This window comes from Streptomyces sp. NPDC001536 (assembly GCF_042894505.1).
In the GTDB taxonomy this organism is placed as follows: Bacteria; Actinomycetota; Actinomycetes; order Streptomycetales; family Streptomycetaceae; genus Streptomyces.
The window spans coordinates 1-22,329 of record NZ_JBIAVQ010000031.1 but is presented as its reverse complement, the minus strand read 5'-3'; the positions used below and the strand labels follow the sequence as shown (position 1 = coordinate 22,329).

The 22,329-nt window shown below is 70.9% G+C and carries 15 protein-coding genes; 10 read left to right on the top strand and 5 right to left on the bottom strand.

Annotated elements, in window-relative coordinates; translation table 11 throughout:
- Positions 1-36 precede the first annotated feature (36 nt).
- Complete coding sequence (locus tag ACFY0U_RS44565; protein WP_388646068.1) at positions 37-1,443, top strand: sulfatase; 1,407 nt, start codon at positions 37-39, stop codon at positions 1,441-1,443.
- On the opposite strand, the gene ACFY0U_RS44560 is transcribed toward ACFY0U_RS44565, so the two are convergent.
- From ACFY0U_RS44560 to ACFY0U_RS44545, 4 genes are read right to left on the bottom strand one after another with little or no spacing between them, the layout of a single operon-like run.
- Positions 1,440-2,090 (bottom strand): response regulator, encoded by a 651-nt coding sequence (locus tag ACFY0U_RS44560; RefSeq protein ID WP_388646067.1) that lies wholly within the window; start codon positions 2,088-2,090, stop codon positions 1,440-1,442. The genes ACFY0U_RS44565 and ACFY0U_RS44560 overlap by 4 nt on opposite strands.
- Positions 2,080-3,333, bottom strand: a complete 1,254-nt coding sequence (locus tag ACFY0U_RS44555) for a sensor histidine kinase (RefSeq protein WP_388646065.1) — start codon at positions 3,331-3,333, stop codon at positions 2,080-2,082. Before ACFY0U_RS44555 ends, ACFY0U_RS44560 begins: the two co-directional genes overlap by 11 nt.
- Positions 3,334-3,358: 25 nt before the next feature.
- Positions 3,359-4,093 carry an ABC transporter permease gene (locus ACFY0U_RS44550; RefSeq protein WP_388646063.1) on the bottom strand — a complete coding sequence of 245 codons (735 nt, stop codon included), beginning with the start codon at positions 4,091-4,093 and terminating at the stop codon, positions 3,359-3,361.
- On the bottom strand, positions 4,090-5,001 hold the full coding sequence (locus ACFY0U_RS44545) for an ABC transporter ATP-binding protein (RefSeq protein WP_388646062.1): 912 nt from the start codon (positions 4,999-5,001) through the stop codon (positions 4,090-4,092). Before ACFY0U_RS44545 ends, ACFY0U_RS44550 begins: the two co-directional genes overlap by 4 nt.
- Positions 5,002-5,197: 196 nt before the next feature.
- Here ACFY0U_RS44545 and ACFY0U_RS44540 point away from each other — a divergent pair, with 196 nt between their 5' ends.
- From ACFY0U_RS44540 to ACFY0U_RS44510, 7 genes are all read left to right on the top strand, one after another.
- On the top strand, positions 5,198-6,967 hold the full coding sequence (locus ACFY0U_RS44540; protein ID WP_388646060.1) for an ABC transporter ATP-binding protein: 1,770 nt from the start codon (positions 5,198-5,200) through the stop codon (positions 6,965-6,967).
- Positions 6,964-8,823, top strand: coding sequence for an ABC transporter ATP-binding protein (locus tag ACFY0U_RS44535; protein WP_388646058.1), 1,860 nt, complete (start codon positions 6,964-6,966; stop codon positions 8,821-8,823). Before ACFY0U_RS44540 ends, ACFY0U_RS44535 begins: the two co-directional genes overlap by 4 nt.
- Positions 8,824-8,841: 18 nt before the next feature.
- Positions 8,842-10,626: an ABC transporter ATP-binding protein gene (locus tag ACFY0U_RS44530; protein WP_388646057.1), complete on the top strand. Its 1,785-nt coding sequence runs from the start codon at positions 8,842-8,844 to the stop codon at positions 10,624-10,626.
- Complete coding sequence (locus ACFY0U_RS44525) at positions 10,623-12,377, top strand: ABC transporter ATP-binding protein (RefSeq protein ID WP_388646055.1); 1,755 nt, start codon at positions 10,623-10,625, stop codon at positions 12,375-12,377. Before ACFY0U_RS44530 ends, ACFY0U_RS44525 begins: the two co-directional genes overlap by 4 nt.
- A gap of 266 nt (positions 12,378-12,643) precedes the next feature.
- Entirely contained in the window at positions 12,644-14,692 is a 2,049-nt protein-coding gene (locus ACFY0U_RS44520; RefSeq protein WP_388646054.1) for a M4 family metallopeptidase, read from the top strand.
- A gap of 298 nt (positions 14,693-14,990) precedes the next feature.
- Entirely contained in the window at positions 14,991-16,658 is a 1,668-nt protein-coding gene (locus ACFY0U_RS44515; RefSeq protein ID WP_388646052.1) for a M4 family metallopeptidase, read from the top strand.
- Positions 16,659-16,728: 70 nt separating this feature from the next.
- The gene (locus ACFY0U_RS44510) at positions 16,729-17,235 is read left to right on the top strand and encodes a DUF1990 family protein (RefSeq protein ID WP_388646050.1); all 507 of its coding nucleotides are present in this window, start codon (positions 16,729-16,731) and stop codon (positions 17,233-17,235) included.
- Positions 17,236-17,281: 46 nt separating this feature from the next.
- On the opposite strand, the gene ACFY0U_RS44505 is transcribed toward ACFY0U_RS44510, so the two are convergent.
- On the bottom strand, positions 17,282-19,900 hold the full coding sequence (locus ACFY0U_RS44505) for a glycosyltransferase family 1 protein (protein ID WP_388646049.1): 2,619 nt from the start codon (positions 19,898-19,900) through the stop codon (positions 17,282-17,284).
- Between the two features lie 348 nt (positions 19,901-20,248).
- Here ACFY0U_RS44505 and ACFY0U_RS44500 point away from each other — a divergent pair, with 348 nt between their 5' ends.
- A complete protein-coding gene (locus ACFY0U_RS44500) occupies positions 20,249-21,451 on the top strand; it encodes a S8 family peptidase (RefSeq protein WP_388646047.1) in 1,203 nt (400 codons plus the stop codon).
- Positions 21,452-21,655: 204 nt separating this feature from the next.
- Positions 21,656-22,329: maltotransferase domain-containing protein (locus tag ACFY0U_RS44495; protein WP_388646045.1), on the top strand; the 674-nt coding region annotated here is incomplete at its 3' end.

Sequence of the window (22,329 nt, the reverse complement as noted above, 5' to 3'; positions counted from 1 at the left end):
GGCCAATACATCGACCCCCTGAGCAGACTCGATCACATGCCCGAGATATCCCGCCGTGCCTTCGGTGGTCTCGTCGGCGGCGGTGCCGTGACCGCTGTCGCCGGTACGACCGCCGCCGCTGAAGCGGCTCCCGCCGAACGCCCCTTCAAGGCCCGGACCGGAGGCTCCTCCGGCAAGCGGCCCAACCTCCTCGTCATCCTCGGTGACGACCTCGGCTGGGCCGACCTCTCCTGCTACGGTGCGCCGCACATCAGGACGCCGCACCTGGACCGGCTGGCCCGGCAGGGGGTGCGGTTCACCGACGGGTACTCGGGGTCGGCGACCTGCTCGCCGACGCGGTTCAGTCTGTACACCGGGCGGTATCCGGGTCGTACCCCGGGCGGGCTCGCCGAGCCGATCGGGAACCGGACGCAGGGGCTGGACCCCAACCACCCCACGCTCGCGTCCCTGCTGAAGAAGGCCGGTTACGCCACGGCGCTGATCGGCAAGTGGCACTGCGGGTGGCTGCCGGACTACAGCCCCACCAAGTCGGGTTGGGACGAGTTCTTCGGCAACCACGGGGGCGTCCTCGAGTACTTCTCCAAGCTCGGTCAGCTCGGGGACTACGACCTGTACGAGGGCGACGCCACCTACAAGGACCTGCGCTACTACACCGAGGTCCTGACCGAGCGGGCCGTGGAGTACGTCGGCCGGGAACACGACAGGCCCTGGCTGCTGAACCTCAACTTCACGACCCCGCACTGGCCCTGGCTCGCGGAGGGTGACGAGGCGACAGGGGCCGAGATCGAGGCGAAGATCCGCGCCGCCAAGACCCAGGCCGAGGTCGTCAACGCGCTGAACCACTACGACGGCGGCTCCGTCGAGAAGTACAAGGAGATGGTGGAGAGCCTGGACGCCGCCGTCGGCGAGGTGCTCGCCGCGCTGCGCCGCTCCGGGCAGGAGGAGAACACCCTCGTCCTCTTCGCCAGCGACAACGGCGGTGAGCGCTACTCCTACAACTGGCCGCTCAGCGGCGAGAAGTTCGTGCTGCTCGAAGGCGGCATCCGCGTCCCCACCATCGTGCGCTGGCCCGCCCGCGTCGACGGCCACCAGGTCAGCCACGAACCGAACTTCTCCCCCGACTGGACCGCGACCCTGCTGGAGGTCGGCGGCGCCCGCCCCGACCCGGCGTACCCGCTGGACGGCACGAGCCTCGCCGGATACCTGCTCAAGGGCGAGACGCCGCCCGAGCGGGACCTGTTCTGGCGGGTGCGGGCCAACCGGGCGCTGCGGCGCGGGGACTGGAAGTACTACCAGGACGCCGACAAGACCGACCACCTCTACAACCTCGCCGCCGACTCCCGCGAACAGGCCGATCTCGCCCCGGACAAGCCGGAGTTGCTCGCCGAGCTGAAGGCGTCCTGGGAGAGGACCGCCGCCACCCTGCTGCCGTACCCGAACTAGCCGAGGATTCCCCGCTCGTACGCCGTCGCCACCGCCGCCGCCCGGTCCTTGACGCCCAACTTGGCGTACAGGTGGGTGAGATGGGTCTTCACGGTCGCCTCGCTGATGAACAGCTCACGGGCGATCTCCCGGTTGGACGTGCCCCTGGCGACCAGGGCCAGCACCTCGCGCTCGCGCGCGGAGAGCGGCTCGTTGCCCGGGGCGCGGACGGCTGAGACGAGGCGGGAGGCCACCGCCGGGGACAGCACGGTACGGCCGTCCGCGGCCGCTCGTACCGCCGTGAACAGTTCGTCGCGCGGGGCGTCCTTGAGCAGATAGCCCGTCGCGCCCGCCTCGATCGCAGGCAGGGTGTCCGAGTCCGTGTCGTACGTCGTCAGGACGAGCACCTTCGCGCGGGCGGCCCGGCGGGTCAGTTCCCGGATGGCGTCGACTCCCCCGCCGCCCGGCATGCGCAGGTCCATCAGGATCACGTCGGGGTCCAGCGCGGCGGCCCGCGCCAGCGCCTCGACGCCGTTCGAGGCCTCGCCGAGGACGGTGAATCCGGGGGCGTTCTCGAACATGCCGCGCAGACCGTCCCGTACGACGGGATGGTCGTCGACGATCAGCAGGGAGATCGTCTTTCCGCTGGGCGCGTCATCAGCTGTCATGGCGGACCAACGGTACGCGAGCCGACAGCGCCGTGCCGTGACCCGGCTCGGACTCCACGGTGAGGAAGCCGGCGATGCGCTCGGCGCGGGCACGCATCCCGTCGAGGCCGAAGCCTCCGGTGCGGGTGCGGGCCGGGACGGCGAGGGGGTCGAAGCCCTGGCCGTCGTCGCGGATGTCGAGGATGACCTCGTCGCCCAGGAAGCTCAGGGTCACCCCGACGCGGGTGGCCCGCGCATGGCGGGCTGCGTTCGACAGGGCCTCCTGGACGATCCTCAGCAGCGTGGCCGCGACCTCCTCGTGCAGCTGCTCCGCCCGCCCGGTCACGGTGAACTCGGCCCGCACACCGGTCCGTTCGCCCCATTCGGCGACCGTCTTCTTCAGCGCGTCCGGCAGTCCGGCGTCCTCCAGCGCCACTGGCGCGAGGTTGTGCACGGATCGGCGGGCCTCGCCGAGGCTGTGCCGGGCCAGGTCGGAGGCGCGGGCGAGATGGGTCCGCGCCACGGACAGATCGGGGGCGTTCGCCACGACCTGGAGCTGGGCGATGATGCCGGTCAGACCCTGGGCGATGGTGTCGTGGATCTCGGCGGCGAGCCGCCGGCGTTCGTCGGCGACGCCCGCTTCCCGTGCCTGGACGAGGAGTTGGGCGTGAAGGGCGGCGTTCTCGTCGAGCGCCTGCTGCAACGCCGTGTTGGTGCGTTCGAGTTCGGTGATGGTGACGGCGCGGTCGCGGGAGCGCTGCTCCTCCTGGCGGGCGAAGTGGCCGACCATCATCAGCAGGGTGCTGTTCGCGACCAGCATGACGCCGAACAGCACCCACTGGATCCAGCTGTGGAACGGGAACCCGCCGGCCTGCGAGCCCGCGATCACGACGGCGTGCCCGAGGAGGCCGAGCCGCTGCCATCGCCTGCCGGGAATCAGTTCGTCGCTGTCGAAGTAGCCGACGGCCGCGTAGAACGCGAAGAACGGGTTGATCCACGTCAGCGCGAAGGCGACCGCCCAGCGCAGGCCGTAGATGACGGCTCCGCGACGGGAGGGGGTCCGGCAGCCGTGGCGCGGCCCGAGCCAGAGCTGGAGCCCCACCGCGGCGACGACGAGAGCCCCGCCCGCGTACCACTGTGCGGGGCTCGCGATCAGTTCGTGCGCGGCGAGCGAGAGGAGGGTGGAGACGAGGAGCAGCCCGTAGGGGCCCCAGCTGTGGAACTGGTCCTGGCGCCGGTCGATGTGCGCGTACGACACGGTCATCTCCCCAGTCTGCACGGCCGCTGCCCTACTCCCAGCGGAACCAGCGCGCCGCGGCGGCGGTGAGCAGCCCGGTCCAGACCACCAGCACGCCCAGGTGGGTCCAGCCCGGCCAGTCGCCCCCGGCTGCCCGGTTGAGGGCCTCGGCGGCCGCGCCGAACGGGGTGTATCCGACGATGCGGGCCAGCATGTCCGGCATGGCCTGCACCGGCAGCCACACGCCCGCGCAGAACATCGCCGGGAAGAACACGGCCGACCCGATCGCCGCCGCGATCTTCGTCGTACGGGACAGCGCGGAGATCACGGCACCCAGGGCGAGGACCGCGAGCACGGCCAGGACGAGGGCGAGGACGTATCCGAAGGGCTGCTCGGGCAGTCGTACGTCGAAGGCGAGGCGGCCCACGAGGAGGGCGGTCAGCGCCGATGCCAGGGCGGCTGAGGCGTACACGACCAGCTGCGCGGACAGCAGCGCGGCGGGACGGACCGGCGTGGTGGACATCCGGCGCAGAATGCCCTGCTCGCGGTAGCCGGTGAGGGTCTGTGGCATCGCCTGGACGCCGCCCACGATCAGGCCGAGCAGCACGGTCACGGGGACGTAGACGTCGATGGTCCGCAGGCCCCCGAGGTTGTCCTCGTGATCGTGGAAGGCCGGGATGGAGCCGAGGATCACCAGCAGCAGGGTCGGGAAGGCGAGCATCCAGAAGAGGGCGCCGGGTTCGCGGCGCAGGAGTCGTAGCTCGGTCCTCAGGACGGTGGCGTTCATGCCGCTGTCTCCTTGGTCTCGGTGAGGTCCAGGAACGCGTCGTCCAACGTGGCGTCGGTGACCCGGAGTTGGTGGGCGGTGACGTGGGTGCGGGCGAGGAGGGTGAGGACGGCGTTCACCGTCTCGTCGGTGCCGGAGAGGGTGATACGGCCGTCCCGGTGCTCGATCGACGCGAGCGCGGGCAGCGCGTTGAGGTCGCGTTCGTCGAGCGGGGCGGAGGGGGTGAAGCTGATGACGGTGGCGCCCGCCGAGCGGCGGATCAGCCCGGCCGGGGTGTCCAGGGCGGCGATCCGGCCCTTGTCGATCACCGCGATCCGGTCGCAGAGGCGCTGTGCCTCCTCCATGAAGTGCGTGACGAGCAGGACGGTGACACCGCCCGCGCGGACCTCCTCGATGAGCTCCCAGGTGTCGCGGCGGGCGCGTGGATCGAGGCCGGTGGTCAGCTCGTCGAGGACGACGACCCGGGGGTTGCCGATGAGGGCGAGCGCGATGAACAGGCGCTGCTTCTGGCCACCGGAGAGCTTGCCGAACCGGGTGGTCAGCCTGCCGGCCAGACCGAGGCGCTCGGCGAGGGGGCGCCAGTCGGCGGGCTTGTCGTGGAACGCCGCGTACAGCTCCAGGGCCTCGCGCACGGTGAGCTTGGGCTGGAGCTCGCTCTGCTGGAGCTGGGCGCCGAGGACGCGGGTGACCTGTTCGTGGTCGGCGATCGGATCGAGGCCGGTGACGCGGACGCGGCCGGCGTCGGGGACGCGCAGGCCCTCGACGCACTCGACGGTGGTGGTCTTGCCGGCTCCGTTCGGGCCGAGGACGCCGAAGATCTCGCCTTCCTCGACGGCGAAGGAGACACCGTCCACGACGGGCCGGCCGCCGTAGGACTTGCGCAGTTCGGTGACTTCGATGACGGACATGGCATCAGCGTCGCGGTGGGCGGGCCGCGGGCACATCGGCCGTCGCGCTCGAAGCGGCATCGACCGATCGGTTGATGCCGGGGTACGACCCCGCCGTACGGTCGGTCGAACGCGCAGGTCGTAGGTCCAGCGGCCGATTGTGGTCCGGCCAAAACTCGGTCGTCGTTGTCAGTGCCGATCCGTAGGCTCGCCGTTGATGCCCACGACACGTGCAACCACCGAGGAACACTCCGCCGTCCGTACCCTGCTGCGCCTGTGGCCGTATGTCCGGCCGGTCCGGGCGCGGCTGTTCGCCGCCGCGTTCGTGGCGGTCCTCGCGTCCTGTACGGGGCTGGTGATCCCGCTCGTCCTGAAGTGGATGGTGGACGGACCGGTCGCGGACCGGGATCCGGCGGGCGTGTGGCTGGGCGCGCTGTTCCTGCTGCTGCTCGGGCTCGGGGAGGCGCTGCTGTTCGGGCTGCGGCGGTGGCTGGTGGCGCGGCCGCTGTCGCATGTCGAGGCGGAGATGCGGGCGGATCTGTACGGGCATCTGCAACGGCTGCCGGTGTCGTTCCACGACCGGTGGGCGTCGGGACAGCTGCTGTCGCGCGGCACCACCGATCTGATGCTGGTGCGGATGTTCCTGGCGTTCCCGCTGACGTTCCTCCTGGTCAACGGGGTGACGATCGTCATCGGCGTGATCATCATGCTGCTCCAGGACTGGACGCTCGGGCTGGTGATCCTGGGGCCCGCCGTGCCCGTGATCGTCACCTGTGTGCTCTTCGAGCGGCGGTACTTCCATGTGGCGCGGCTCGCCCAGGACCAGGTCGGCGATCTGACGACGGTCGTCGAGGAGAGCGTGCTCGGCATCCGCATCATCAAGGGCTTCGGACGGCACCGGAGCCAGGCACAGGCCTTCCGTGACCTGTCGCGGACCCTGCGCGGGACGGAGCTGCGCAAGGCCCGGCTGCTCGCGTCGATCTGGGGTGTCATCGTGACGCTGCCGGAGATCGCCATCGGGGCGGCACTGGTGCTGGGGTCGGTGCAGGTGGCCGACGGGGACCTGTCGGCGGGGACCCTGGTCGCCTTTCTGTCCACGGCTCTCGCGCTGCGCTGGCCCATCGACTCGATCGGCTTCCTGCTGGCGATCAGCCAGGACGCGGCGAGCGCGACGGAACGGTATTTCGAGGTGATGGACGAAACGCCGGAGGACTCCGGGGTGAGCGCGGCCGACGTCGGCCGGAAGGACGGCGGGCTGCGCTTCGACCACGTCGTCTTCCGCTACCCCGACGCCCCTTCCGACTCCCCTCCCACCCTCGACCGCATAGACCTCCACATACGCCCCGGCGAGTCCATGGCCCTCGTCGGCGCCACCGGCAGCGGCAAGACCACCCTCACCGCGCTCGTCCCCCGGCTCCACGAGATGACGTCCGGCCGGATCACGCTCGACGGCCAGGACATCACCGCCATGTCCAGGGAATCGCTGCGCGAACTCGTCGCCGTCGCCTTCGAGGAGCCCACCCTCTTCTCCGCGAGCGTCGGCGAGAACGTGCTGATGGGCGACGAGGAAGGGGACCTGGACCGCGCCCTCGCCGTCGCCCAGGCCGACTTCGTGCACGCCCTCCCCCAGGGCACCGACACCCAGGTCGGTGAGCAGGGCCTGAGCCTGTCCGGCGGACAGCGGCAGCGGCTCGCCCTCGCCAGGGCGGTGGTCGGCAGGCCCCGCTTCCTCGTGCTCGACGACCCGCTGTCCGCGCTGGACGTGCACACCGAGGCGGCCGTGGAGGCCGCGCTGCGGGACGTGCTCGCCGAGACCACCGCGCTCATCGTGGCGCACCGGCCCTCGACCGTGCTGCTCGCCGACCGGGTCGCCCTGCTGTCCGGCGGCCGGATCACCGCCGTGGGCACCCACCACGAACTGCTGCGCACGAACGCCGAGTACGCCCACCTCATGTCGGGGTCCGGGGAAACGGAGGAGGACCGATGACGGCGCCGACGACGGCCGCGCCCACCACCGCCGACGAGGAACCGGACGTCCACAAGGCCGGCGGCGGTGACCCCTTCGACCGCGACGTCCTGCCCACCCCGCCCCGCGCGACCTCCGACCTGCTGCGCTCCCTGCTCGCGCCGATGCGGGCCCGCGCCCTGGGCGCCGCGGTTCTGCTGCTGCTCCAGCAGGCGGCGGTGCAGACGGGCCCGCTGCTGGTGGCGTACGCGATCGACAGCGCCGTACCGGCGTTCCGCGAGGACCGCCACGGCCCGCTGATCGCCGTGGGCGTCGGCTATCTGCTGTGCGCGCTGGCCGCGGGCGGGCTCCAGTACGTGTTCATCCTCGCCTCGGCCCGGGTCAACCAGGATGTGCTCCTCGACCTGCGCGGCCGGATCTTCCGTCATGCGCAGGCCCTCAGCGTCGACTTCCATGAGCGCTACACCTCGGGCCGCCTCATCTCCCGCTCCACCGCGGACGTCGAGTCGCTGCGCGAGCTGCTGAGCGAGGGGCTCCAGGAGCTGGTGACGGTCGTCCTGTCCTTCGTCTACATCTCGGCGCTGCTGCTCTGGCTGGACCTGGGCCTCGGCGCGGTGGCGGTGGCGTCGTTCGTGCCGCTCTGTCTCCTCATCCGGATCTACCAGCGGCGCGCGGGAGAGGTGTACACCAGGCGGTCCACCGCGATCGCCGCCGTGATCGTGAAGTTCGTCGAGACGATGAACGGCATCCGCCCGGTGCGCGCGTTCCGCCGTGAGGCGGCCAACGACGCCGACTTCGCCGTGCTCAACGCGCGGCACGAGCGCACCAACGGCGACGCGCTCATCGAGATGGCCCGCTATGTGGTCGGCTCCCGCCTGGTCGCCAACACGGCCGTCGCGCTGATCGTGCTGTGGGGTGCCTACCGGGTGGCGGGCGGCACGCTGGAGCTCGGTGTGCTGGCCGCGTCGGTGCTGTATCTGCGGCGGCTGTACGACCCGATCGACCGGCTCGCCATGTTCCTCAACTCGTACCAGTCGGCGGCGGCCTCGCTGGAGAAGATCGCGGGTCTGCTGGCGCAGACGCCGTCGGTGCCGGAACCGTCCGAGCCCCGGCAGCTGCCGGCCCTGGAGTCCGAGCACCCCGGCCGCGAGGTCGTCTTCGACGGGGTCCGCTTCGCCTACCGCACCGGCGGCGAGGTCCTGCCGCGCTTCGACCTGACCCTTCCGGCGGGACAGACGGTCGCGGTGGTCGGCTCGACGGGTGCCGGCAAGTCGACGCTGGCCAAGCTCCTGGCCCGTTTCTACGACCCCTCCGAGGGCCGGGTCCTGCTCGACGGGGTCGATCTGCGCGAGCTGGCCGTGCCCGAACTGCGGCGCGGGGTCGTCATGGTGACGCAGGAGGCCTTCCTGTTCTCCGGCACGGTCGCCGACAACATCGCCATCGGCCGCCCGGACGCCGGCCGCGAGGACATCGAGCGGGCCGCGAAGGCGATCGGCGCCCATGAGTTCATCAGCGCCCTGCCCGACGGCTACGACACGGACGTGCGCAAGCGGGGCGGCCGTATCTCCGCCGGTCAGCGCCAACTCGTCGCGTTCGCCCGGGCGTTGCTGGCCGATCCGGCGGTGCTGATCCTGGACGAGGCGACCAGCTCGCTGGACATCCCGGGCGAACGGGCCGTGCAGCGGGCGATGTCGACGGTTCTGCACGGCCGTACGGCGGTGGTGATCGCCCACCGTCTGTCCACGGTCGAGATCGCCGACCGGGTGCTGGTGATGGAGCACGGCCGGATCGTCGAGGACGGTCCGCCGGCCGAACTCATCGCGGGGACAGGCAGGTTCGCGGATCTGCACCGGGCGTGGCGGGACAGCCTGGCGTAGGGGATCGGGGGACGACAGGTGATCGACGCGTACGAGGATCCCGGCACGCCCGACGCGCGGGGCGGCTGGCGGTATCTGTGGTGGCTCGTGCGGTGCCAGCCGGGCCGCTGTGCCCTCGGGGCGGTGCTCGCCAGTACCTGGATGGTGCTGCTGGCCGCGACGCCGTACCTCATGGCCAAGGCGATCGACGAGGGTCTGGAACCGGGCGACTTCGGTGCGCTGACCGGCTGGTCGGCTGCCCTCTTCGTGGTGGGGTCGTTCAACGCGTGGCTGAGCATCATGCGGCACCGCACGATGACCCGGGTGCGGATGGACGCCAACTTCCGCACGGTGAAGGTCGTCGTCGGCCACGCGGTCCGGCTCGGGGCCGCGCTGTCGCGGCGGGCGGGCGCCGGGGAGGTCGTCACGATCGGGGTGGGTGACGTACAGACGATCGCGCAGGCCCTGACCGTGGTAGGCCCGGGCGTCGGGGCCGTCATCGCCTACCTGGTGATCGCCGGGCTGCTGGTGTCGGTCTCCCCGCTCATCGCGGCGGTGGTCCTCCTCGGCATCCCCACGATCGTGCTCCTCGTCGGCCCGCTCCTCACCCGCCTCCAGGGCACCGAGACCGAGTACCGGGAACGCCAGGGCGTCCTCACCGCCCGCATCGCCGACCTCGCGGGCGGCCTGCGCGTCCTCAACGGCCTCGGCGGCAAGAACCTGGTCGCGGACGCCTTCCACCGCGACTCCCAGCACCTGCGCGCCCAGGGCTACCGCGTCGGCGCGGTCACCAGCTGGGTCCAGGCCCTCGGCGTGGGCCTGCCCACCCTCTTCCTGGCCGTGGTGACCTGGCTGGCGGCCCGCCTCGCCGCCCAGGGCGACATCACCATCGGCGAGCTGGTCTCGGTCTACGGCTATGTCGCGGTCCTGGTGGGCCCGGTGGCCTTCTGGGTGGAGTGCGGCTACATGCTCAGCCGCGGCGTGGTGGCGGCCCGCCGGGTCGTACGCTTCCTGCGCCTGGAGCCGATGGAGGACGCGGGCACGAGACCGGCCCCCGCGGAACCGTCGGTACTGCACGATCCCGAGTCGGGGGTGAGGGTGCGACCGGGCCGCCTGACGGCACTGGCGAGCGCGCATCCGGCGGAGACGGCGACGGTGATCGACCGCCTGGGCAGATACACCCCGTCGAGGACGACATGGGGCGAAGTCCCGCTGGACGAGATCCCGTTGCCCGAGATCCGCGCCCGCATCCTGGTAGCGGACCACGAGGCAGACCTGTTCGCAGACACCCTGTACGAAATGGTGGGCGGCAGGGCAGCGCACCTCAGGGGCGCGGGGAACTGCGCGACCAGCCACGACGCACCCGCACACGCCAAAGCACCTGCTGAGGCACTCTCTGAGGCGCACATCACCCAAGCCCTCCACGCAGCGGTAGCCGACGACATCGTCCAAGCCCTCCCCGACGGCCTGGACTCACCGATCGACGCCCAGGCCCGCAACCTCTCCGGCGGCCAACGCCAACGCATCCGCCTGGCAAGAGTCCTCGCCGCAAACCCGGAGATCCTCCTCGCCGTAGAGCCCACCTCGGCCCTGGACGCCCACACAGAGGCCCGCGTGGCCGACCGCCTCAAGACGGCCCGCAACGGCCGTACCACCGTCGTCACCACCACCTCCCCCCTGGTCCTGGACCGAACGGACACCGTCCTCTACCTGGTGGACGGCAAGGTCGCAGCCACCGGCACGCACCGCCAACTCCTCGACACAGAACCGGGATACCGCGCACTGGTGGCGAGGGACACCGACTCCGAGGAGGCCGTACGGTGACGACGTCCGGACACCTGCCCGTCGCCGACCCCGCACACGTCCGCAAGGCCTCGCGCCGCCTGATCCGAGCGGACGGCCGAGCCTTCACCGCCACCCTGACCCTCAACGCACTGGCCGCGGTAGCCGGCCTCGGCGGCCCCTGGCTGCTGGGCAGGATCATCGACGAGGTACGCGCCGGCAGCGGAGTAGGCGCGGTGGACCGCCTGGCCCTCGCCCTGCTGATCTGCTCCGTCGCGGAACTCCTCCTCGCGCGCTGGGCCCGCTACGTAGGCCACCGTTTCGGCGAACGCACCCTCGCCCGCGTCCGCGAGGAGTTCGTGGACCGCACCCTCTCCCTTCCCGCATCGGTCGTGGAGCGCGCGGGAACGGGCGACCTCACGGCACGCGGCACGGCCGACGTCGCCACGGTCGGCCAGACACTCCGGGACGCCGGCCCCGACCTGTTCATCAACTCCGTACGGTTCCTGTTCGCGCTGATCGCCATCTTCCTGATCGACCCGGTCCTGGGCCTCGTGGGCGTACTCGGCCTCACCCCGATCTGGCTCGCCCTGCGCTGGTATCTGCGCCGCGCCCGGGACGGTTACCTCGCCGAGGGCGCGGCCACTTCCGACGTCGCCGAGATCGTCGCGGCGACGGCGGCGGGCGCTCGCACGGTCGAAGCGCTGCGGCTGGAGGAGAGGCGTATCCGGGCGAGCAGGGACGCCATCGAGACAGCCCGCCGCACCCGCTTGCACACCCTCTACCTGCGCTCCGTGTTCTTCCCTTCGGTGGAGGTGTCGTACATCGTCCCCATCGCCGGGATCCTGATCGTCGGCGGGCTGCTGCACACGCACGGGGCGATGAGCCTGGGCTCGGTCGTGGCGGCCGCGCTCCTCTACAACCAGCTGATCAACCCGCTCGACCAGATCCTGGTCCGGGTCGAGCAACTCCAGAGCGCCAGTGCCTCGTTCGCCCGCGTGGAGGGGCTGGCGCGCGCTCCGCGGGCCGGCGAGGCCAAGGCCCTCGCCCCGGCCGGCGACCGGATCGACGTGAGCGGCGTGCGGTACTCCTACGGCCGGGGCGGCGAGGTGCTGCGCGGGGTCGACCTGACGGTACGGCCCGGGGAGCGGCTCGCGGTCGTAGGGCCGTCCGGCGCCGGGAAGACCACGCTCAGCCGGCTCATCGCGGGCGTCGACGCGCCCGGCGAGGGCACCGTGACCGTCGGCGGGGTGCCCGTCGTGGAGCTCGGCCCCGAGCAGCTGCGCCGCCAGGTAGTCCTGGTCACCCAGGAGCACCATGTGTTCCTGGGCTCGGTCCGGGACAACCTGCTGATCGCCGAACCGTCCGCCGGGGACGAGGAGTTGTGGTCCGCGCTGACCGCGGTCGGCGCGGACGCCTGGGTGCGGGAGCTGCCCGACGGTCTCGACACCGCGCTGGGCGACGGCGGTCACCCCACCGACGGCTCACAGGCCCAGCAACTGGCCCTGGCCCGCGTGGTCCTGGCCGACCCGCACACCCTGATCCTGGACGAGGCCACGGCGTTGCTCGACCCCACCACGGCCCGGCACACCGAGCGCGCGCTGGCCGCCGTACTGGAGGGACGTACCGTCATCGCGATCGCGCACCGGCTGCACACCGCGCACGACGCGGACCGGGTGGCGGTGATGGAGGACGGACTGCTCACCGAACTCGGCCCGCACGAGGAGCTGGTGGCGGCCGACGGGGCGTACGCGGCGCTGTGGCACTCGTGGCACGGGGACCGGCCGTCCTGACGATCAGGCAAATTGCCCGTATAACGAACATGACCAACCGGGCAACGGACGATTTCCGGCCAACTTCCTGACGCGGTCCTGACAGAAACCGCAAACTCCTGCCACTCTTCCCACGGCCCCGCCACAGCAACCCCACAGCAACCTGCACAGTGCTGTGCCGCGGCCGAACTCCCGCACGCGCAACGCCCGTTCTGCCCGGCCGGCCCACCAGCCGTCCGGTCTCCCCCGGCCGCGCGACCCGCGGCCCGCAGACGCAGGAGTCAGTGTTGAGAGAGAGTTCCTCCCACAGACGCACCTCCCACACCCCCCACCGCAAGGCGGCCGCCGTCGCCCTCATCGGTGTGTCCGCCCTGATCGCCGCGGCCGTCCAGTCGGGCGCCGCGTCCGCAGCCCCGGCGAAGGCACCGTCGGCCGCGGGCAAGGTCATACCGGGCGCCGAGTCCGTCAAGCTCACCCCCGCCCAGCGCGCCGAGCTGATCCGCACGGCCGACTCCACCAAGGCGGACACCGCCAAGGAACTGGGCCTGGGCGCCAAGGAGAAGCTGGTCGTCCGTGACGTCCTCAAGGACGGCAACGGGACGATCCACACCCGCTACGAGCGGACCTACGACGGTCTGCCCGTCCTCGGTGGTGACCTGGTCGTCGAGTCCACGAAGGCCGACGCGACCGAGGCCGTCGTCAAGGCGACCCGCGCGGCCATCAAGCCGGCCACCACCACGGCCGCCGTGTCCGCCGCCAAGGCGAAGACGCAGGCCCTCAGCGCCGCCAAGGCCGAGGACGCCAAGAGCCCCGAGGTCAACCGCGCCCCGCGCAAGGTGATCTGGGCGGCCGACGGCAAGCCGACCCTGGCGTACGAGACGGTCGTGGGCGGCTTCCAGCACGACGGCACCCCGCAGGAGCTGCACGTCGTCACGGACGCGGCCACGGGCGCGAAGCTGTACGAGTGGGAGGCCATCGAGACCGGCACCGGCAACACGGTGTACTCGGGCACGGTCAACCTCACGACCACGCAGTCGGGTTCGACGTTCAACCTGACCGACGGGGCGCGCGGCAACCACCGCACGTACAACCTCAACCGCGGCACCTCCGGCACCGGCACCCTCTTCTCCGGCGCCGACGACATCTGGGGCAACGGCACCCCGTCCAACCTGGAGTCGGCCGCCGCCGACGCGCACTACGGTGCCGCGCTGACGTGGGACTACTACAAGAACGTGCACGGGCGCAGCGGTATCCGCGGTGACGGCGTCGGGGCGTACTCCCGGGTCCACTACGGCAACAACTACGTCAACGCGTTCTGGTCCGACAGCTGCTTCTGCATGACGTACGGCGACGGCTCGGGCAACGCCAACCCGCTGACGTCGATCGACGTGGCCGCGCACGAGATGACGCACGGGCTCACCTCGAACACGGCGGGGCTCAACTACAGCGGTGAGTCCGGCGGTCTGAACGAGGCGACCTCCGACATCTTCGGCACGACCGTCGAGTTCTACGCGGCCAACTCCTCCGACGTCGGTGACTACCTCATCGGCGAGGAGATCAACATCAACGGCGACGGCACGCCGCTGCGTTACATGGACCAGCCGAGCAAGGACGGCTCGTCGTACAACAACTGGACGTCCAGCATCGGCAACGCCGACGTGCACTACTCGTCCGGCCCGGCGAACCACTTCTTCTACCTCCTGTCCGAGGGCAGCGGCGCCAAGACCATCAACGGCGTCAGCTACAACTCGCCCACCGCGGACGGCCTTCCGGTCACCGGCATCGGCCGCGACAAGGCGGAGAAGATCTGGTTCCGCGCGCTGACCACGAAGTTCACCTCCACGACCAACTACGCGGCGGCCCGCACCGGGACCCTCGCGGCGACGGGTGAGCTGTACGGCACGACGAGCGCCGAGTACACGGCGGTCCAGAACGCCTGGGCGGGCGTCGCGGTCGGCTCGCGTCCCGGCGGTGGCGGTGGCGGCGGTACCTCCTTCGAGAGCACCACCGACGTATCGATTCCGGACAACGGGGCCGCGGTGACGTCCCCGATCACGGTGTCCGGCCGTACGGGCAACGCGCCGTCGAACCTCGCGGTCGCGGTCGACATCGTGCACACCTACATCGGCGACCTCCAGGTCCAGCTGGTGGCCCCCGACGGCACGGCGTACACGCTGAAGGCGTACGGCACCGGTGGCAGCACGGACAACCTGAACACCACGTACACGGTGAACGCGTCCTCCGAAGTCGCCAACGGGACCTGGCAGTTGAGGGTCCAGGACAACGCGGCCGTCGACACCGGCTACATCAACAGCTGGAAGCTCACCTTCCCGTAGACCGGATGGTGCCGATCGGCTGAAGGACAGGGCGCCGCCCCGGAGGTTCGACTCCCCGGGGCGGCGCCCTCTTTTTTGCCAGCGCCTTACCGACGTCTTGTTGGGCCTTTGCCGAGGTCAAGTCGCTTTACATTGCGGCAATGTTCACCCGGGAACTGCTTTTCGGCCAACATCACGACGGGGTCATGACATTTATGCGGCCCTGATGTCACTCTTCCTCACACCCGCCGCACAACTTCACAACCACCCCGGCCCGGTTGCCCCACAGCCGTCCGGGATCCCCCACTAAGGAGCTTGTGTGACCCCCGTCTACGCGCGTCACAAGCGCACCACTCTGGCCATCGCCACCGCTGTGGCGGCCGGAGCCCTGCTCACCACCGGTCTGACCACCGGCAGCGCCGCCGCGCAGAGCCCGGCGGAAGCCTCGGGCAAGGCCACCCTCGCCGCCGCCCCGCTCCAGCTGACTCCCGCCGCGCGCACCACGCTCATCAAGCAGCAGCAGGCCGGCGCCTCGGACACCGCCCAGGAGATAGGCCTCGGCGCCAAGGAGAAGCTGGTCGTCAAGGACGTCGTGAAGGACGCCGACGGCACCGTCCACACGCGGTACGAGCGCACCTACGCCGGCCTGCCGGTCCTCGGTGGCGACCTGGTCGTCCACGAGTCGAAGTCCGGTGTGACCAAGGGCGTCTCCAAGGCGACGACCAAGACCATCAAGGTCGCCTCCCTGACCCCGAAGCTCACCGTCGCCAAGGCCGAGAAGCAGGCGCTGAGCGCCGCCAAGGCCGCGGGCTCGGACAAGACCGCCGCCGACGGCGCGCGCAAGGTCATCTGGGCCGGCTCGGGCACCCCCGTCCTCGCCTACGAGACGATCGTCGGCGGCTTCCAGGACGACGGCACCCCGAACCAGCTGCACGTCATCACCGACGCCGCCACCGGCAAGAAGCTCTTCGAGTACCAGGGCATCGAGAACGCGACCGGCACCGGCAGAAGCCTCTACTCGGGCACGGTCAGCCTGGAGACCACCCTGTCGGGCTCGACGTACCAGCTGACCGACGGCACCCGCGGCAGCCACAAGACGTACAACAAGGCCCACGCCACCAGCTCCTCCGCGGGCACGCTCTTCACGGACGCCGACAACACGTGGGGCACCGGAGCCGCCTCCAGCTCCACCACCGACCAGACCGCGGCCGTCGACGCCGCCTACGGCGCGGCGACCACCTGGGACTTCTACAAGTCCACCTTCGGCCGCAGCGGCATCAAGAACAACGGTGTCGCGGCCTACTCCCGGGTCCACTACGGCAACGCGTACGTCAACGCCTTCTGGGACGACAGCTGCTTCTGCATGACCTACGGCGACGGCGAGTCCAACACGCACCCGCTGACCTCGCTGGACGTGGCCGGCCACGAGATGAGCCACGGCGTCACCTCGAACACGGCGGGCCTGAACTACAGCGGCGAGTCCGGCGGCCTCAACGAGGCGACCTCGGACATCTTCGGCACGGGTGTGGAGTTCTACGCGGCCAACTCCAACGACGTCGGTGACTACCTCATCGGCGAGGAGATCGACATCAACGGCGACGGCACCCCGCTGCGCTACATGGACAAGCCCAGCAAGGACGGCGGCTCGGTGGACTCCTGGTCCTCCTCGGTCGGCAGCCTGGACGTCCACTACTCGTCCGGCGTCGCGAACCACTTCTTCTACCTCCTCTCGGAGGGCAGCGGCGCGAAGACGATCAACGGCGTGAGCTACAACTCGCCGACGTCCAACGGCTCCACGGTCACCGGCATCGGCCGCGCGAAGGCGCTCCAGATCTGGTACAAGGCGCTGACGACGTACTTCACGTCGACGACCAACTACAAGGCGGCACGTACGGGGACGCTCTCGGCGGCCTCCGCCCTGTACGGCTCCGGCAGCACCGAGTACAACGCGGTCGCCGCGGCCTGGTCCGCGGTCAACGTGAGCTAGCCCGAGGGGGGCTTACTGGGCGGCACCCGGGACGAAGGCATTCCGGGGTGCCGCCCTACCCTTGTCTCCCATGTCCTTCACGTACGACGACGTAGGCGCGACCCAGCGGAACGGTTTCTGCCCGCCCGGCTTCCGCCCCCTCCACGTCCGCTCCCGCATCGGCGAGGGCGAACAGGTCTTCCGCCGCGCCTCGGAAGCGGTCCTGACCTGGGAGATGCACCGCGCGATGGGCGTCGGCATCGACGCCTCCGCGGACCGCGCGGCACCCGACGTCGACGTCACCGTGACGCTGGCCGGCGTCATAAAGGCACCCTGCCGCGTGGTCTGGACGGTGGAGGAACACCGCCGCGCGGGCTGGGCCTACGGAACACTTTCCGGCCACCCCGAGTGCGGCGAGGAGTCCTTCGTCGTCGACCGGACGGGGGACGGCACGGTGTGGCTCACCATCTCCGCGTTCAGCCGGGCGGCGAAGTGGTACGCCCGGGCGGGCGGGCCGGCGACGCGGGGGTTGCAGCATGCTTATGCACGGCGGTGCGGGGTGGTGCTGCGGCGGCTGAGCGGCGGGGACGAGGACTGAGTCCCGCCCCGACCCGCGTCAGCCGCCTGACCAGCACCCGCGCGCGTCACCTCATCAGCACACCCGCCGCCTCCACCACGTCCTCCGAAGGCACCGCCACGAGCCCCAGCTCCGCCCCCGACGCCAGCAGTCGATGCGCCGGAAGGATGCGGACGGTGTAGCCGAAGGGCCCCGTGCGGTCCAGTGACAGCGGGCCCTCGTAGACCCACTGCCCCTCCGGATCGGGCCCGCCCACGGGCTTGAGGGGAACCGTCATCGCGTCCGCGATCCGGTCCTCCTCGTCCACGCGCCCGGACACGGCCTGGACCTCGACGTCCTCGGGCCCCAGCTCACCGAGCCCGACGCGCACCCGGAGCCCGAGGGTCGTGCCGAGTTCCGCCGTGGTCGTGGCGACCGACGTCTCGACGTGGTCGACGGTCACGGAGGACCAGGTCCCGCGCACCCGCGCCTTCCAGACCGCGAGCTCCCCCGCCAGTTCCGGCGTCATCGCGCGATGCGCGTGCGCGGCCGGGGTGTAGAGGCGCTCCACGTAGTCGCGGACCATGCGGCCGGCCAGCACCTTCGGCCCGAGCAAGGTCAACGTCTGGCGGACCATCTCGATCCAGCGGTCCGGCAACCCGCCCTGGCCGCGCTCGTAGAAGCGTGGCGTGACCCGCTGCTCCAGCAGGTCGTACAGCGCCGCCGCCTCCACGTCGTCGCGGTGGTCGGGATCCGTCCCCGTGCCGTCCGCCGTCGGGATCGCCCAGCCGAAGTCGGGCTGGAACCATTCGTCCCACCAGCCGTCCAGGACGGACAGGTTGAGGCAGCCGTTGAGCGCCGCCTTCATACCTGAGGTCCCGCACGCCTCCAGCGGTCGGAGCGGGTTGTTGAGCCAGATGTCGCAGCCCGGGTACAGCTTCTGCGCCATCGCCATGCCGTAGTCCGGCAGGAACACGATCCGGTGCCGGACCCTGGGATCGTCCGCGAAACGCACCAGCTCCTGCACCAGGCGTTTCCCACCGTCGTCCGCCGGATGCGCCTTCCCCGCCACCACGATCTGGATCGGCCGCTCGGGGTGCAGCAACAGGTCCATCAGACGGTCCCGGTCGCGCAGCATCAGCGTCAGGCGTTTGTACGACGGGACGCGCCGGGCGAATCCGATCGTCAGGACGTCGGGGTCGAGCACCCCGTCGATCCACCCCAACTCCGCGGTCCCCGCACCCCGTTGGCGCCACGACACCCGCAGCCGCTCGCGCACCTCCGTCACCAGCTGCTCGCGCAGCACCCGGCGCAGCTCCCAGATGTCCTGGTCGGGGATCTCCCCCACCGCGTCCCACCGGTCCGAGCCGCCGACGGTCAGCGCGTCCTCGGTGCGCTGGGCGCCGATCTGCCGGGCGCCGAGGCGGAAGACCTCCGGGGCGACCCAGGTCGGGGCGTGCACCCCGTTCGTCACGGAGGTGATCGGTACCTCGTCGGGGTCGAATCCCGGCCAGAGTCCCGAGAACATCTCGCGGCTGACGTGGCCGTGGAGGAGGGAGACGCCGTTCGCGCGCTGGCCCAGCCTCAAGCCCATCACGGCCATGTTGAACAGGTTGGGCTCGCCTCCCGGGTACGTCTCCATGCCCAGCCGCAGGATCCGTTCGACGTCGATGCGCGGCAGCTCGGCGTCCGCGCCGAAGTGCCGGGCGACCAGTTCACGGTCGAAGCGGTCGATGCCGGCGGGGACGGGAGTGTGGGTGGTGAAGACCGTGCCGGCGCGGACGGACTCCAGGCCGGAGTCGAAGTCCAGCCCCTCGTCGCAGAGTTCGGCGATCCGTTCCAGGCCGAGGAAGCCGGCGTGGCCCTCGTTGGTGTGGAAGACCTCGGGGGCGGCGTGGCCGGTCAGCCGGCAGTACGTGCGTACCGCGCGGACCCCGCCGATCCCCAGCAGCATCTCCTGGAGCAGGCGGTGCTCGCTGCCGCCGCCGTAGAGCCGGTCGGTCACCCCGCGTTCGCCGAGGTCGTTCTCCTCGACGTCGGAGTCGAGCATCAGCAGGGGCACGCGGCCGACCTGGGCGAGCCAGATCCGGGCGTGCAGCTGTTTGCCGCCGGGCAGGGCCAGCGACACCTGTGCGGGGGTGCCGTCGGCCTCCCTCAGCAGGGCCACCGGAAGCTCGTTGGGGTCGAGGACCGGGTAGTGCTCCTGTTGCCAGCCGTCACGGGACAGCGACTGGCGGAAGTAGCCGTGGCGGTACAGGAGCCCCACGCCGATCAGTGGGACGCCCAGGTCACTGGCGGCCTTCAGATGGTCGCCCGCCAGGATGCCGAGGCCGCCGGAGTACTGCGGCAGGGCCGCCGTGATGCCGAACTCGGGCGAGAAGTAGGCGACGGCGGCGGGGAGTTCGCCGGACTGCGCCTGGTACCAGCGCTCTCCGGAGACGTAGTCGTGCAGATCGTCGGCGGCGGCCGTCAGTCGGCGCAGGAACCGGCGGTCCTCGGCCAGTTCCGCGAGGCGCCGGGGCGGTACGTCGCCCAGCAGGCGTACGGGATCGCAGCCCGAAGCGGCCCAGCACTCCGGATCGACCGACTGGAAGAGGTCACGGGTCTCCGCGTGCCAGGACCAGCGCAGATTGCGCGCCAGGTCGCTCAGCGGCCGGAGGGGTTCGGGCAGGACGGGTCGGACGGTGAATCGACGGATAGCCTTCATTGCCACCTCGTCAGGCGTGCGGAAGCGGACGCACCGCGTTGTGCGTCCCGTCGTCGACATCGACGGTATCGGTGCGCGGGCGTCGTAACCATGGCGCCGTTTCAGGCCGCCGGGCCCCACCCGCCGGCGCCGGACCGGATCAGGAGGTCCGGAAATCGCCGCAACCCTGCCGCAACCTTCACGCACTCCTCATGGACGATATGGCCGATTCCGCCCCCGTAGGCGTCCTTGTGGTGGCTTCGCACCCCACGAGAGGCTGCAAGTGGCGTACCGGCCACGCCGGTCGACTCCCGGCCAAGCAGTTCCAACCACGGCCGCCGTACGCCGACGAGGAGGGGAACTCACACCATGGCACGGACGCGCTCACGGCGTCTGCGCTGGGCGGGGGGCTTGACCGCGGTGACCTGTGCCGCCGCGCTTTCGGCCATCACCCTGCCCGCGCACGCCGCACCGGAGGGGAAGATACTCGGCGCCGGGTCCCCCGGCTCCGTCGGGGGAAGCTACCTGGTGACTCTCAAGGGGGGAACGAAGGCTCCGTCGTCGGCGGGCAAGAGCCTCGCCGAGAAGTACGGGGCGAAAATAAGCCATACCTACGGCACGGTCCTCAACGGCTACGCGATCAAGGCCGATGAGAGACAGGCCAGGCTGCTGGCGGCCGACTCCCGCGTCGCGTCGGTCACCCAGGACACCCGGGTGACCCTGGAGCACACCCAGCGGAACCCGCCGTCCTGGGGCCTGGACCGCGTCGACCAGCCGAACCTGCCGCTGGACAAGAGCTACACCTATCCGGAGCCCGGGGGCGCCGGAGTGACGGTGTACGTGATCGACACCGGCATCCGCGTCTCGCACAAGGACTTCGGCAAACGCGCCAGCCACGGCTGGGACTTCGTCGGGAACGACAGGACCGCGAGCGACGGCAACGGCCACGGCACCCATGTCGCCGGCACCATCGCGGGCACCAAGTACGGCGTCGCCAAGCAGGCCGAGGTCGTCGCCGTCCGCGTCCTCGACAACGCGGGATCGGGCACGACCGCCCAGGTCATCGCGGGTATCGACTGGGTCACCAAACACGCGAGGAAGCCCGCGGTCGCCAACGTCAGCCTCGGCGGCTACCGCAACGCCCAACTCGACGCCGCCGTCAGCAACTCGATCAAGTCCGGCGTCACGTACACGGTCGCGGCGGGCAACGACGCGCTGCCGGCGAGCCTCTACTCGCCCGCCGGCGTCAAGCAGGCGATCACGGTCGGCGCGAGCGACCAGAAGGACGCGCGGGCCGACTTCTCCAACTTCGGAGCGGCCCTCGACCTGTTCGCCCCGGGCGTCGCGATCACCTCGGCGTCCAACAAGAGCGACAACGCCAAGGCCACCTACTCGGGTACGTCGATGGCGTCGCCGCACGCGGCGGGCACGGCCGCGCTCTATCTGGCCGACCACCCCAGGGCCACACCCGCACAGGTGTCCAAGGCACTGGTCGCACAGGCGGTTTCCGGCAAAATCTCCGGCCGAGGCCTCGCTTCACCGAACAAACTCCTACAGGTCCCGACCTCGTAGTGACAGCATGCGGAGAGCGGCCCCGTTCGTCTCGAACGGGGCCGGTCTTGTGCGTAGACATACGCGTGAGTAGTTAACAAAGTGCCGGATTGCCCACCCGAATAGGGTGGGAAGGCTCCTCCGGTACAACCCTCAGGAACACCACGCAGGACCCACCTCCCCACAGCCATCCGCCCACCCACGTTGACGCGGACAGGAGCGGTCATGCCCGCCACGCACCACTCGTCAGCACCCCCGACGGCCGGCACCGAGACATCCCCCGAGCAACGCTCGACCGGCACCCAGCCACCGCCTCCGGAGCCACCCTCCACCGGCGACGGCATCGGGCGCATACCCGTCCTCGACGTCCGCCCGATCGTCCAGCGCGGCCGCCGGCCCGCGAAGGCGGTCACCGGCGAGACCTTCGAGATCTCGGCCACCGTGTTCCGCGAAGGCCATGACGCGGTCGCCGCCAACGTCGTACTCAAAGACCCCGAAGGCCGCGCGGGCCCCTGGACCCCGATGCGCGAACTGGCCCCCGGCACCGACCGCTGGGGCGCCGACGTCACGGCCGGCGAACCCGGTCACTGGACGTTCCAGGTCGAGGCCTGGGGCGATCCGATCACCACCTGGCGCCACCACGCCCAGATCAAGATCCCGGCGGGCATGGACACCGACCTCGTCCTGGAGGACGGCGCGCGCCTGTACGAGCGGGCCGCCGACGGCGTCCCCAAGGGGGAGGGCCTGCGCAAGGTGATCCGCGCCGCCGTGGTCGCCCTCCGGGACGAGACCCGCCCGGCCGCCGCGCGGCTGGCGGGGGCGTTGACGCCCGAGGTGGACGCGGTGCTGGCGCGGTATCCGCTGCGGGAGCTGGTGACCGTCTCGGAGACGCTGCCGCT